Source organism: Shinella zoogloeoides (assembly GCF_003574625.1).
Taxonomy (GTDB): Bacteria; Pseudomonadota; Alphaproteobacteria; order Rhizobiales; family Rhizobiaceae; genus Shinella; species Shinella zoogloeoides_A.
In genome coordinates, this window is sequence record NZ_QNUJ01000012.1 from 1 (window position 1) to 12,667 (window position 12,667).

General features: G+C 56.9%; 11 protein-coding genes and 1 pseudogene. 4 read left to right on the plus strand and 8 right to left on the minus strand.

Going from position 1 to position 12,667, the window contains the following annotated elements:
• Positions 1 to 119: 119 nt before the first annotated feature.
• Positions 120 to 740 (plus strand): annotated as a pseudogene (locus DSD28_RS21310) (tyrosine-type recombinase/integrase); the annotation flags it as partial.
• Positions 741 to 834: 94 nt separating this feature from the next.
• Here the strand turns inward: DSD28_RS21310 and DSD28_RS21315 are convergent.
• The 8 genes from DSD28_RS21315 to DSD28_RS21345 form a co-directional block, all read right to left on the minus strand.
• Positions 835 to 3,963 carry a DEAD/DEAH box helicase gene (locus DSD28_RS21315; RefSeq protein WP_119258450.1) on the minus strand — a complete coding sequence of 1,043 codons (3,129 nt, stop codon included), beginning with the start codon at positions 3,961 to 3,963 and terminating at the stop codon, positions 835 to 837.
• On the minus strand, positions 3,953 to 4,759 hold the full coding sequence (locus DSD28_RS21320; protein ID WP_119258451.1) for a hypothetical protein: 807 nt from the start codon (positions 4,757 to 4,759) through the stop codon (positions 3,953 to 3,955). Before DSD28_RS21320 ends, DSD28_RS21315 begins: the two co-directional genes overlap by 11 nt.
• A gap of 339 nt (positions 4,760 to 5,098) precedes the next feature.
• Positions 5,099 to 5,488, minus strand: coding sequence for a hypothetical protein (locus DSD28_RS26045; protein WP_162911499.1), 390 nt, complete (start codon positions 5,486 to 5,488; stop codon positions 5,099 to 5,101).
• On the minus strand, positions 5,466 to 6,356 hold the full coding sequence (locus DSD28_RS21325) for a DUF3991 and toprim domain-containing protein (RefSeq protein ID WP_119258452.1): 891 nt from the start codon (positions 6,354 to 6,356) through the stop codon (positions 5,466 to 5,468). The genes DSD28_RS26045 and DSD28_RS21325 overlap by 23 nt, the downstream gene beginning before the upstream one ends.
• Before the next feature lie 192 nt (positions 6,357 to 6,548).
• Positions 6,549 to 7,832 carry a plasmid replication protein RepC gene (gene repC / locus DSD28_RS21330; RefSeq protein WP_119258453.1) on the minus strand — a complete coding sequence of 428 codons (1,284 nt, stop codon included), beginning with the start codon at positions 7,830 to 7,832 and terminating at the stop codon, positions 6,549 to 6,551.
• Positions 7,833 to 8,069: 237 nt separating this feature from the next.
• Complete coding sequence (repB, locus tag DSD28_RS21335) at positions 8,070 to 9,137, minus strand: plasmid partitioning protein RepB (protein WP_119258454.1); 1,068 nt, start codon at positions 9,135 to 9,137, stop codon at positions 8,070 to 8,072.
• Positions 9,122 to 10,345 (minus strand): plasmid partitioning protein RepA, encoded by a 1,224-nt coding sequence (repA, locus tag DSD28_RS21340; RefSeq protein WP_119258455.1) that lies wholly within the window; start codon positions 10,343 to 10,345, stop codon positions 9,122 to 9,124. Before repA ends, repB begins: the two co-directional genes overlap by 16 nt.
• Before the next feature lie 357 nt (positions 10,346 to 10,702).
• A complete protein-coding gene (locus DSD28_RS21345) occupies positions 10,703 to 11,059 on the minus strand; it encodes a hypothetical protein (protein ID WP_024271394.1) in 357 nt (118 codons plus the stop codon).
• Between the two features lie 95 nt (positions 11,060 to 11,154).
• Between DSD28_RS21345 and DSD28_RS26275 the strand changes: the two genes are divergently transcribed.
• The 3 genes from DSD28_RS26275 to DSD28_RS21360 are packed head-to-tail and all read left to right on the plus strand — an operon-like array spanning position 11,155 to position 12,667.
• The gene (locus DSD28_RS26275; protein ID WP_119258456.1) at positions 11,155 to 11,682 is read left to right on the plus strand and encodes a hypothetical protein; all 528 of its coding nucleotides are present in this window, start codon (positions 11,155 to 11,157) and stop codon (positions 11,680 to 11,682) included.
• A 2-nt stretch (positions 11,683 to 11,684) separates the two neighbouring features.
• Entirely contained in the window at positions 11,685 to 12,371 is a 687-nt protein-coding gene (locus DSD28_RS21355) for a lytic transglycosylase domain-containing protein (protein WP_119258457.1), read from the plus strand.
• Complete coding sequence (locus DSD28_RS21360; RefSeq protein WP_119258458.1) at positions 12,368 to 12,667, plus strand: TrbC/VirB2 family protein; 300 nt, start codon at positions 12,368 to 12,370, stop codon at positions 12,665 to 12,667. The genes DSD28_RS21355 and DSD28_RS21360 overlap by 4 nt, the downstream gene beginning before the upstream one ends.

The following is a 12,667-nucleotide window of genomic DNA, read 5'->3' on the forward strand; positions in this document are numbered from 1 at the left end:
AGCAGATGTCCGAGGGCTTCAGGCCATTGCGGCTTCCAGGGAAAATCCTTCGCGCAGCGTGACGTTCACTCTCCGTTCGGCCTTAACGTGTCTGGGGGAACAAATCTTGTTCCGCCCCCATCCTGCCGGAAGACCTGATCGCCATGCTGGAGACACTCGACCGCGGTTCGCTGCGCGGCATCAGGGACCGCGCCATGCTACTCATCGGCTTTGCCGGTGGCCTGCGCCGCTCGGAAATCACCGGGCTCGATCTTGGCCGCGACCAGACGGAGGACGGACGCGGCTGGATCGAGATTTTTGAGAAGGGCATGCTGGTGACGCTGCGTGGAAAAACCGGCTGGCGTGAGGTGGAGATCGGCCGCGGTTCCTCTGACGCCACCTGCCCGGTCGTCGCCGTCGAAACCTGGATCAAGTTCGCCAAGCTCGCAAAAGGCCCCCTGTTCCGCCGCGTAACCGGTCGGGGCAAGAACGTCGGCCCGGATCGACTCAACGATCAGGAGGTGGCGCGCCTGGTCAAGAAGACGGCGCTGGCCGCCGGCATACGCGGCGACCTGAGCGAAGGAGAGCGCACCGAAAAGTTTGCAGGGCATTCGCTACGCGCCGGCCTCGCCTCGTCGGCCGAGGTCGATGAGCGTTATGTGCAGAAGCAGCTCGGTCATGCCTCGGCAGAAATGACCCGCCGTTACCAGCGGCGGCGCGATCGTTTCCGCGTCAACTTGACAAAGGCAGCGGGTTTGTAGTCCGACACCGGAAGACCTGCTGCAGCTGAAAAACCTCTATCGAAGCCCAGAGCCCTCATAGTCGCCCGTCAGGTGCCGCGCTCCCTCCTACAAATCACATGCTTGCCAGCTCTTGCGCTACTTCTCGGAAATATTCTGGCGAAGCGTCTAGCAGCGCTGCAACTATCCCAATATTGTCTCTGCAAGCTGCCTTTGCGCCATAACGATCGTTCACATTTGGAAACGCTTGGGCCAGCAATTGCGCGATCACTCGGTCCGCAAAGCCCGCCTCGTAGAAAGCAAGCGCGGATTCTGTCTGAAGTCCATTTTTCACCTGGCGTTGAAGTAACGTCGCGGCGTCGACTAGGTCTGGCTCAATCGTTTCGAGCAGGTCCACGACCGAAGCCAAAATCATCGCAACATGATAACCAAAGCCATCCTCGCATATCGCTACGAGGTGATCGGCGGTGGCATGATTGCCACTCACACGGATATCGTCCTTCACAAGGATCTGCCGTATTTCGGCGAAGGATTTTCCGTCGGTCCAGGCCGATAGAATGGTGGGGATGACTGCGGCATCACTCAACGCCGACAGTGATTTTGCTGAAGCCAGTGGGAGCGCTTGCTCTATCAAAAGCGGCAACAGGGTTCCGTCTTTAACGGCTGCAGTCAGCTGCTCGGTGCTTGTTTCGACCCACGCGCTGAGTTTGCGAAGCGCAGCTGGCGCGAGTGGGGACTTCTTGATCAGCAAGCGGTAAGCGGCGTCGGTATTGTTCTGGATCGATTTGACCGTCGCTTGAAAGAGCGCAATCACGCGAGGTCGTGTTGTTTCATCAGCGAGATGATAGCCCAGAGTGTTTGCGGCCAAGCGTTCGGCGGCTTCAACGGCGTCTTCCGCTTCGAAGTCGATATGTTGAGCGAGGTACATTGCTATGCTTTGAATCGCCCTCGCCCTCCCCTGTAGATAGTCTTTGAGCTCGGAAGCGCTCACATTTGGGAACTGCTTGAGAACTTCCACGACAATCAACTCAATCGCCGCCTCATCTGCGAACGCTAAATTCTCACCAGCCAGATCGAAGGTGAGGACGATCGGAGTGCCAGCTGTCTGTTTATAATCGTCGAAAATTTGGAGGATACTGCTCTGGCTGGGTTCAGCACCGTCCTGGTCTAAAAGCTTTTTCGCAGCCTCCCATCGCCAGTTCTTATATTCATCTTCTCGCTCATCGTAGATCGGAGGCGCAGAGAATATGACACTGCTTTCCGTATGCATGCCGGCGCGGCCTGCTCGACCCATGAGGTTGTGAAAGTCACGGACTTTGATTTTCTCTTTGCCTTGTTGCGTGGCAGTCACCACCAAGTATTTGATCGGAAAATTCACGCCCTGCGCCAGCGTCGACGTACAGGCGACGATCCGTGCGTGACCTGCCTTCATCGCATGTTCGACACAAAGGCGAATCCCGTGTGGCGTGCTTGCGTGATGAGAAAGGACCCCCAAGCGACTTGCGCCGACCACGTCGACGTCATCACCGAGATTGTTCGCGATTAGGTTCGCAAGGCGGTCTAGCTCTTGTTGATCACACCATGCGCTCGGTTTCTCCAACTCGACCTTTCGCGTGAACAGATCGACTACGCGCCAGGAGACCTTCGAAACGCTGGCCTTTTGGCCGCAGAACAGTGCCACACTCCCGTTGCTGCCGAGGTGCAACGCGAGGTATAGTCCAATGTCAACACTCTCCGAGATTTCTGCGGAGTGATTACGATCGGGAAAGACGCGATCGCGTTCCCGTTTACTCTTCTTTTCAAGCGGAAGTTCTTCAATAATTCGAGGAACAAAATACTCGTCTTCGTCAGGATCCAACGGATTCACATACCGAAGCCATCCTCGCTCCTTCTGCCAGCTCGCGAAAGCAATGCTCTTCGCAGTCGGCAGAAGGCCCTTTCCCCCAACGATCGCAGACGGGTCTCCAATCAACCAATCCGCAATCTGGTCCGCATTGCCGATCACCGCGGAAATTAAAATGATTTGCGCAGCGGGCTTTAGCATCATTCGAAGCGACGAAAGGAGAAGCTCGTAGGTCGGTCCACGAGTGAAACCCTCGAACTGATGACCCTCGTCGTATACAATCAGTCCAATTCGCTCGGCCAACTCAGGAGCCCGGCGCAGCATGTAAAGCAGCTTCTCCGGCGTGATGACCAAGACACTATTTTGAGCAAGAAGCTGCTCAATTCCAAAGTCCATCAGATAGGAATCCGAAACTTCGTCCATGAGTATGTTCTCGCCCTGAAAGGCTCTTACTAGATCAGAGCGAATATCGTGGCAGAGCGACTTGAATGGCGCGACGATCATCGCGAGGGAAGTCCGTCCGGCAAGGAACGCTGCTCTGATGATAAGTTCTGTGGCGCGCGTTTTTCCGGCACTTGTCGGCATCTGGATAACGGCAGAGCGCCCATTTAGCAGATCGGCGTCACAGATACGCCGTTGTGCCGGCCAGAGTTCTATCGGGAAGCCCGGCTTCGTAAGCGCCGGTGACCAGGCAGCCAGGGGCGATCCTGAAGCTGGTGGAAGCCTGTTGCGCGACGAGTTTTGGATTTTACCCGCGCATATTGCCGTGACGATATCGGCGTAAAGGACCTCACGGTCGGTTCCGATTTCATACAGCGTCTTGCGAAGCTCACGGCAGAGCTCGGGAATGGCGCGTTCGTCCTCGTCCTGAAGCGCATAATGTGCACGGACCAACTCGAGCAGGCGATTTGCGAATGTCGAGTGAAAGATTTCTACGTCAATCGGCTCCAGTCGGTTCCGCAGGATTCTGCTCGCAAGAAGTGCTAGTCCGCCTCCAAGGTCAGCGGGAGGCTCATCTGAACGCTTCACCACCACCACAGCGTTTCCGATTGCGTCAGAAAGATAATAGGCTGCCGCACATAGAAGCGAGAATTCGACGGATATGCTGCCGTCTAACTTTGCCTCGAGATAAGAGTCGAAGAAAGTCGCGGCAAACCGGACGTTCTCATTGATTGATGTGTCTTCCGCCCAGGTAGGAGGATGGGCGCTCGTCCCCGGTTCGACAAAATGATCGGAGATGGCGCCCGCAGCATCTCCAAGGATTCCGACCGCAAGAGAATAGAGCGTGGCAGGATCGCGCCGCAGCTCGATGAAGTCCTCCGCAGCGACACGGAACTCGTGCATTTTTGCCGTTGCTCGAACGGTCGAGAGGACTTGTTGTGCAGCTGCATCAGGCTTCATTGGCTGCCCTTTCGTAGAGCGCATGCACGAGATCCATCATCGAAATGCCCTTGATGACGATGAGTTTCAGTTTGTCCTTGTTGGGGTGGTCTGAGACCTGCGTCTTCTCGAGTTCCATTTTTGCCGCGGTTTCTGCATCGAGGACAGCGACTGCCCCGCTCCATCGCGTGAAGGGTCGATCGGCCTCGTCTTGAAACCTCTCGACCTTGAGGGCGGCTTCCCGATTCTTGCGAAGCAGCCTCTTTTTCAGGGCGCTGAGCGTCATTGCCTCTCGTAGACGATCTTTTGCAGAATCGTCGACGGCTGTTTGAAGTCGATTCTCCGTGGTCGGACGCAGGCCGGATTTGGACTCTACGACAAAAAGCTCGTCCCTAGGGCTCGGCTTTTCACTGGCAAATCGAAAGCCTACCACATCCGTGCCGTTATCGGAGACGTTCGCGTTGATGCGGTCCTCGTAGCGGTGCTCACGGGGGCACCAGTATCCGAGAATGAACTCGATGTAGTCAGCAACAAGAATTTCTCCAAAGTCACCAGAGCGCGTGGCCGGCCCCGACCCGCCCTTGGCGCTCGGAAACTTGATCTCGGTTAGGAACTCGGCATTCGACTTTCCCGTCCCTGAAACAAGATCAGCAAGTTCCTCATCAAGGCAATAATGCTGCCGGAAATGCCTTGCCCATTCAGATAGAACCGCGGCATCCTCTTCGTGGTTGAGCTCCCAAACCTCAACTGTTGCGCCGTCCGCGGTTTTAAGAACTTCGTCGATTTTGTGGAGCCATTTTATATGTGTGGGCGTCATGTAGGACAACTTGTTTGCGACTCTCGGAGGGTGGTCCGATTCTCTCACCATTCGCAAACTTCTATACAACCAGACCGTAACTAGAAAATTGATTTCATCTCGACCTCTAGTTACTCGTTGGGTTAAATTGCTGAACGAATCCCAGGCTGGCGAATCCTAAGATCCAGCCCCCTGTCTTCTGCCACCGCAGAGACGGGTCTAGAGACGTTTTCAATTGATCGGTTGTCTGCGTGCACACCCTTTGAACAAAGGGTGCACTGATCATCGGGATCTGTCGACGAAACCCGCTTCCATCGACACATTCTGGCTACAAGTCGTTGCCAGCGACATAACCAGTATCTACACGGCGATGAAATGCTTAGGGCGTTCCACGTTCGCGGGACGCTGCTTGTCGACGCGATGGCGGACTATCGCGCTTCCGTGAATGGTTCTGACGGTGACGGCTTCAACTAAGCGGTATGTTCGGGATCGCACGATATCGTCGAGGTAGTTGAAGATCGAATGTACGTCGGGATGCAAGGTGTCGGGACTAAGACCGGACTGGAGCCCTGTAACAAGGTGGGACTGTAGCTTACTGATCTCAACAACAAGGATATTGCCACTGCAGATGTGGCAGCGGTCTCTGCCTTTGGCCCGTTGTCGATCATCGCGTTTAGCGTTGGCACATCCATCAGAATCGTCCTCCTGTGGCTCAATCCAATTTATCTCACCTCTGCCGTAGCTGATCATTCCAATCTTCAGCTTCTGGCCACAACCTCAGGAAAGTCGCCCCCGCTGTCTCGGCAGCACCCCTCAATCGCGCTGCGTAGACATCACCTTGGTCGTTTCCATCACATGCTGCCACGAGGCGAGTGCCAGGTCGGGCGGCAAGAGCCGCAATTCGGTCGGCTGTCGCAGGAGACCAGCCTCCACCGGTACTCACGTACTGGGTGTCGTCACGCCAATCCTCAATGGCGGCGAGGCTCAGCGCATCTATCGCCGCTTCCGTCACGCAAAGGCGTAACGCATCATCGTTGCCGATAACAAAAAGCGCCTTCGTCCCCCCATTGGAGAAGCCTCTCCACACGGGCCCGCGCTCCTCCCATCCCGTTACCGTACCTGAGGAGTTGGTATGGGGTGCCCAGATGGAGCCCCGAGGCCCTTCCTTGAGTTTGCCAGCCGTAACGGCTCGCACGAGAGTGTTCTCCGGGATAGCGCGTTCGGACGTGAGATATGCCCAGGCGGCGGATCCATGGGCCAACCATGGTCTTTGAGACCAACGCCTCGCGATCGCTGCAAGCGAAGTGGACTTCGACTGACGCTGCCATGCCGGCTCGACAGGTTGAAATCCGACGAGCCCGGCGATCAGCTTCAGCGCCGAGCTGAAATCAACGGCACCAAGATGCTGTGCCAATGATAAGACGTCGCCTTTGGCCTCCGATGTCGGATCGAACCACCCTCGCCCGCGGTGAACCACAATGATAATCTCTCCTTCCCCACGACGATACTTGGTCGCCTTTGGCGTGCTCTCGCGCAAGTCAACCATCCAGCCAGCGCTTTCCAATAGCGCCGCGCACGACACCTCCGCTTTAAGCCTTTCGACGTCATAATGCGGCATGGGCTCCCCCTGAAAATCCAATCGGGGAGACAAGAGACCCCGTACAGACCGTCACAGTTGTGATGTCGGTCACATATCCCATTGAATCAAAATGCATTATTCCGTTCCCAGAACCGTCAGCCCTGTTAGCTGCCGCATCTTTCTCGCGCTTCTCGCCCCAAAGAGTCACAGCTGTGACTCCCGAACGATCCGTTATGCGGGCCTCTCACCTGTCCGTTTGATGACGCCGTCCGCCAATCCGAACAAGCTCTTCTCCAGATGCAGGTTCCCTTCGACAGCGCGATCGATCATTGCCCGGAAATAACCTCCTGGGCTCGTAATCTGATCCGGCGATCGGGCGGCCTTCTCAAGCACTGTGGCAAGAATCGCGGCGGCTGCAAAGCGGCCGACCCTCGCCGTTCCATCCAGCCATCCAGCCTCGGATAAACCAATCATGAGACGCATTGTAGAGGCCGCGGCAGCAAGCTCAGGCCAACTGCGAATTTCCGCCCCTACCATCTCGCATGCCTGGCTGCAGGCAGATCTAACAAGGCCAACCGACACGGACGCTAGGACCTGGGATTGGATTTCGTCTACCGTGCCCGCAGATTTCTTCCGAACGGGGGGATGGCTTTCGGGCTGAGCTGCTCTAGACTTTTTTTCGGCTGATGTTCCGGCCGCTGCGCGGCCGGTGAGTTTTGTATCAAGTTCTCGCTCTTTAGAGCGAGCCCGTTTCTTCTTACTTTCAAGAGAGTTTTGAGGGGTTGTATTAATAATAGACATGACGCTGATGTCACCCTCGCCTGACATTTTCTGCGGAACATATTCCTCTGTCACCGCGAGAACAATCCGGGCGTGCATAGCCTCCAGCGCTTCCGCTTCCCCTTCCTTGTCTAGCCCTAGTTCCTTCAGGCCCTGCAGTTCGCTGTGCCAAGCCGCAGCGTGTTCAGGGTATGCTGCACATGCGTCAACGATGGCGCGCGAGGTCCTGCTGACGATCCTTCGGGCCTCCTGCTCGCTGTTCAGCCGAGCCTGGAAGTCTTCGACAAGAGCCTTCAATTCATGCAGCCGCACTCTCGCCGGCGTGAAATCCAAGCCATAGCCCTTCGAGATGTCTCCGTCCTTGTCGCGATATACAAAACGGCGCCCCGTCGGGCTGTCCCGATATGCGATGACGCCAGCCTCCACGAGGCGCCGAATGCAGCGCGTCACCTGCCGCTCCGAGCGACCCGTGTACTCGGCGAGCTTCGCGTTGGAGATTGCCACGATCGGGCGGTTCGTCCCCGCCCAATCATCAGCACGCGACAGCCCGATGAGGATATCCATGATATGGTAGGTCGAACCATCGATCCCGAGGATCGGTGCTGCCTTCTTCAGGAGGATTGCGACCTCCGCCTTCGTAGACTCGGGGATATCATTTGCCATTGCGAGCCGAGCGCTCGCGAGTATTGCAGGTGTAACGCGTCTGAAGGACGCGATCTCAGTTCCTCGGACCATAGCTGACCATCCCGCGACCAAGCGACCGCGGCTCCAATAGGTGAGTTGATGTCTAGCCAACAAAACAGGCGCAAAATATCGAGCCGAGGCTTGAGCCCAGGGCTTGATTGTATCAGCGCCTCGTCCTAGAATCAGTTTGCTACGACTGATGCTGACGGAACGGGAACGTTCTGTTGGCCATGGATCAAAGGGCTTGCCGATTGCAGTCGGTGAGCCCTTTTCCTTTCAGGGCTTAGTTCATTGCTCTTCGCCTCGCTCCGAACGTTTGAATTCTTCCAATAGCGTCGGCAGACGCTCGACAAGCCAGGTCGAAAGCCCGGCGGCCGGCGCGTGAGGAATGGAAAATTGCATCGCCTTGGGGGTCCGCTTTGTCGTCACGACCACCCCATGGCCAAGATCGATTTCGGCCGACTCCGGCGCGTTGGTTGGTCGTGACGACCTGTCCAGTACACGCATCACCGCGGTGAACCGGTCGTCCGAAGCAAGCGCCCGGAACTTCTCCGAACCAACCAAGCCGTTGAGGGCCGAGTTCGTATCCGACGGGAGCTTCTGGTCCTTGAAGAAAGCGCCAAGCTTTTCCCATTTCGGACGCCCGGTCGCGGGCGCTGGACCGATCCTGCGGGCAAGCGCTTCGGGAACCGCGTTGGCGGTCGCCGTCAACATCGAGATATAGGCGAGCCCCTTTTCTTCGTTGCGTCCTAGCGCCCTTGCAATCGTCTCTCGAGAAAAGCCACGCTTTTTGAGATCGGATGCGTACAACGCCTGCTCGATGAACGAAGGGTTCTCGCGCTCGGCGTTTTCAATCCCCTGAGCGACGACGAGCTCTTCGTCCGTCATCTGCATGACGATCGCACGAACGGGAATGCCTATTATCTGGCAGGCGCGATGGCGCCGGTGCCCGTAGGCGATCTGATACTGGCCAGGATGGTCGGGAAGGGGACGAACCAGAATAGGAAGTTTCTGACCTTCTCGGCGAATGCCTTCGACAAAACCAGCGAATTCCGGGTTCTCCTCAAAGTCCATCCGGTCCCGAACAAATGCGGGAACGACACTCGCCGGATCCAGTTCGACCGCGCTGTCGCCCGATTGAAGTTGCGCTCGCAACCGTTCGTTCTCGGCCTCAACCGCTGAGAAGGTCTGCTGCATCGACTTCACCGCACCCGACATGCTGCCGGATGAGGCTGGTCGAACGGTCGTACTGACGGGGGAGGGGATGTGCTTTTCCAACTCCTCGCGATTCACATTGGCGAAAAGGCTCTTCATTCGGTCAGAGCGGTCCTTGGCGTTCGTCATGTCCGACCCCATACCTGCTTGAGGTGGTTCAGAATCTCCTGATTGACGCTGTCTACCGATTCCAACGCGCGATTGAGCGTGTCTCTGCCAACCGCACCCCGCGCCATCTCATAAAGGCTCTTCTTCTCCAATCCCGCACTCGCAATCGCGGTTGTTTCGACGACGACAGGTGCGAGCACATCCTCGCCGAAGAGGGAGCGAAGAAGCGCAACGATATTAACCTGGGGAACGTCATTCGGGTCGTGACGCGTCAACACATAGCGGATGAAATCGTGATGCAGATGACCACCATTTTCCTCAATGACCTGGAGAATGTCGCTGGTCATCTTGAGGAACTGGTTCATGCTCGAGACGTCGAGCATCGCAGGATGGACAGTGACAAGGAGGGCGCTCGCCGCATAAAGCGCACCAAGCGTCAGATAGCCGAGCTGTGGGGGAGCATCGATAAGCACCACGTCATAGTCGTCTTCAACGCTGGCGATGACGGATCCAAGCCGGCGGAAGAACATGCCTTCCCCGCGGCCGTCACCACGCGCGATAGCCTGAGGGGTCTCGTGCTCGTATTCCATGAGCTCCAGATTGCCTGGGACAAGGTCGATACCTTCGAAATAGGTCTTGCGGATCACGCTCGCGAGCGGAACACGCTGCCCTTCATCGTAGCGAATCGCACCGTAGACGGTCTGGTTATCTTCGACGTCGATCTCCGGCTGGTACCCGAACATCGTTGACAGAGATGCCTGCGGATCAAGATCAATCGCAAGGACGCGCAGACCTTGTAAGGCAAGGAAATGTGCAAGATGGACTGTCGTGGTGGTCTTGGCCGACCCGCCCTTAAAATTAGCCACGGCCACGATCTGAAGCTTTTCACCTGCCCGCCGACGCGGAAGAAAGTCCAGTGCTTCTTTCGGCCGCTTTTTGGCAAGATGCTCGCGGATCTCATTAATCTGAGCGAGGGTGTAGGCGCGGCGACGGTTATCCTTGCCGTGTAGCTCCGGCGCAGCGCTCTCTCCATCAAGAGACATCTGTCTCAGGGTCGATTCTGCGATGCCAACCATCATCGCCGCTTCACGGGAAGTGAAGGTTTTGAGAGTCTTCTTTGCCTCGGGCGGATACATCTGAGAGCGGAGCGTCTGAAGCTGCGCCGCAAGCAAATGCGAGTGACGCGTAATCTTCGAGACGGACTCCTCGATAGGAGGTTTGGTGGCTGCAGCAGCGGGCATATCGCTCTCGACGGAAAAAAACTGACAATCGCTGAAAAAACGTCGCCGACGATTGCCCGATTCCTGCGGCCGGTCAAATCTTAATTGGTTAACAGAAGGTTAACGTCTAAACGTCGCCGGCTTCGAACGCTGCAAATGCCCAATGAATCAAACCACTTGGTGAGTTCCACGCTCTTCCTGGTGATCGAACAAAAAAGAGTCGATAACCTGTCGTGAGCACGTACGGCGTCCATCCAAGTGGCTTTTCAGCGCGACTCACTGGTTCGAGACGTCAAGCGCCAAAGGATGAAACGTGATTCTCCCATCGCCATTACCCTCGCGCAGGAATAACGGCGTAATTTAATGAGTTAAATCGAACTAGCTGCCGTTGGCTCCAGCTCGAAGCAATGCAAAAACCGTCGGAGACAGCGCAAACTGTCTGGCCGTTCCGCGACCCATTGAGTTCTTTCCAAGCGTTTCAACGAGCACTCCGCGCGCAACGAGCAAATCCATCGTCTCGACGACGCCGCCTCGGGTCATCCCGGTAAAATTGATGATATTTGAGAGCGTTAATGCTTCGCCGGCCAGGTGCATCATATAAAGGATGTTCAACACGCCGATCTGCTTGATCCGGGACTGCGCCGTCTCGTCTTCAAGCGGTTTTTCGAGAATCTCACGCACGGCGAAGGCCGATAGCGCCTGGCTTTGCCATCCGTCACTCAATTTGCTTGCCATCGATTTAACTATCTATTATTTGCATAGTATGAGCGTTAGGGCGAGACGATTCTTCGTATCCCGTCCAACGAAATTTCAATCGGAGGGTAGGGGGCATGAAGGGCCTTTTCTTTCGAACGTTCATAGCGGCGTTAGGGTTCGGTTCACTATATCTCAGTTCCGAGCAAAGTGCGCGGGCGGATGAGTGGGGTTGCCAGGTTATCCTGTGCCTATCCAATCCCGGTGGCCCGACACAATACGCCGAGTGCCGGCCGCCTATCCAGAAGCTCTGGAGATGGCTCGCCAAGGGCCGTTCTTTCCCGACCTGCAGCGGCGTCGGCTTCCAAAGCTCCCGCCCTCGATACGAGCCTTACTACTGCAACGACGGCTATCGCTTATCAGCCGGCTTCGGTCCGAGCGGCCGCGTGTCGACGTCGATGCGGCCAGTGAGCGATAGCCTTTGCCGGCGCGACCGAGACAATGCCGGCGGGAGCAATGGCTCCGTAATCTCGCCACGCTGGCAGCAAGTCGATGGCCGCTATCAGTGCATGGCCTACACCATCAGCCGCCCGCTGGTCCGTGAGAAACCTCGATACATCGATGTGACAATCGACGGCGTCGGCAAGCAGAGGGTGTGGTTCTAGGCATGCCCGTTGCTTTTCTCGATCTTGCGCAGTCCTGCGCACCCTTTGTTGCGTCCGAAACACTGGCCGGCATCGTGAGCCTTGAGAGTCGGTTCGAGCCTTTCAACATTCGCATCAACAGCGGCCGGCCGCTCAAGACACAACCGGCAACGAAGGCCGAGGCGATCGAGACCGCCACATCGCTGGTAGCTGAGCATCACGACATCCAGCTCGGTCTCGGCGGAATCGGGGTGGAGGAGCTTCAAAAGCTGAAGCTCTCCATCGCCGACGCCTTCGATCCTTGCCTGAACCTCCAAGCCACGGCCACGCTGCTGGATGGCTACTACCGTCTTGCCGTCAAGGCCGGCGCAGATCCTGCCAGGGCGGAACAGGTGATGCTTCAGTCCTACTATGGCCGCGACGATCCCTCGGTCGGTGCGATGGTCAACTACGACGATCAGGTTCGTCGCGAAATCAAACGGCTCGGCCCGACCATCGCCCGGTTGACGATCGCGGCTTCGGGGGAGGGGAGGGGGAACGACGATCCTGTCGCCTCCGCCCCTGTCGACGTCGTCGCAGAAGTGGTTGCGGAGAACGCCGAGCCGAAAACCACTTCAATCGCTTCCGCGCCGACATGGGACGTCTTCAACAGTCGACGCGGGTCTTCCGTCCTGGTGTTTAAGAACAATCAAATGGAGCAGAGTGAATGACTTTCAGTTCCCGTATCCGCGCGTTTGCGACCCCGTCTGCGATGGCATTCGCTGTGGTGGCGATGCTGGTCGAGCCGGCTTTTGCGCAGGCGGCCGGCATCGAGACGATCCTTCAGAACGTCGTCGATCTTTTGCAGGGCAACATCTTCAGGCTGTTCGCCACTATCGCCGTCATCCTGATCGCTCTGGCCTGGATGTTTGGCTACATGGACCTCCGCCGCGCAGGCTACTGGATCGTCGGCATCGGCGTGATCGCCGGCTCTTCGGAACTCGTCAGCACGATCATCGGGAGCTGA

Coding starts and splice junctions, on each gene's coding strand:
- DSD28_RS21355 (WP_119258457.1), top strand. CDS start 11,685: ATGCCCGTTGCTTTTCTCGATCTTGCGCAGTCCTGCGCACCCTTTGTT.
- repB (WP_119258454.1), bottom strand. CDS start 9,137: ATGGGGTCGGACATGACGAACGCCAAGGACCGCTCTGACCGAATGAAG.
- repC (WP_119258453.1), bottom strand. CDS start 7,832: ATGGTCCGAGGAACTGAGATCGCGTCCTTCAGACGCGTTACACCTGCA.
- DSD28_RS26275 (WP_119258456.1), top strand. CDS start 11,155: ATGAAGGGCCTTTTCTTTCGAACGTTCATAGCGGCGTTAGGGTTCGGT.
- DSD28_RS21345 (WP_024271394.1), bottom strand. CDS start 11,059: ATGGCAAGCAAATTGAGTGACGGATGGCAAAGCCAGGCGCTATCGGCC.
- DSD28_RS26045 (WP_162911499.1), bottom strand. CDS start 5,488: ATGATCAGCTACGGCAGAGGTGAGATAAATTGGATTGAGCCACAGGAG.
- repA (WP_119258455.1), bottom strand. CDS start 10,345: ATGCCCGCTGCTGCAGCCACCAAACCTCCTATCGAGGAGTCCGTCTCG.
- DSD28_RS21315 (WP_119258450.1), bottom strand. CDS start 3,963: ATGAAGCCTGATGCAGCTGCACAACAAGTCCTCTCGACCGTTCGAGCA.
- DSD28_RS21325 (WP_119258452.1), bottom strand. CDS start 6,356: ATGCCGCATTATGACGTCGAAAGGCTTAAAGCGGAGGTGTCGTGCGCG.
- DSD28_RS21360 (WP_119258458.1), top strand. CDS start 12,368: ATGACTTTCAGTTCCCGTATCCGCGCGTTTGCGACCCCGTCTGCGATG.
- DSD28_RS21320 (WP_119258451.1), bottom strand. CDS start 4,759: ATGACGCCCACACATATAAAATGGCTCCACAAAATCGACGAAGTTCTT.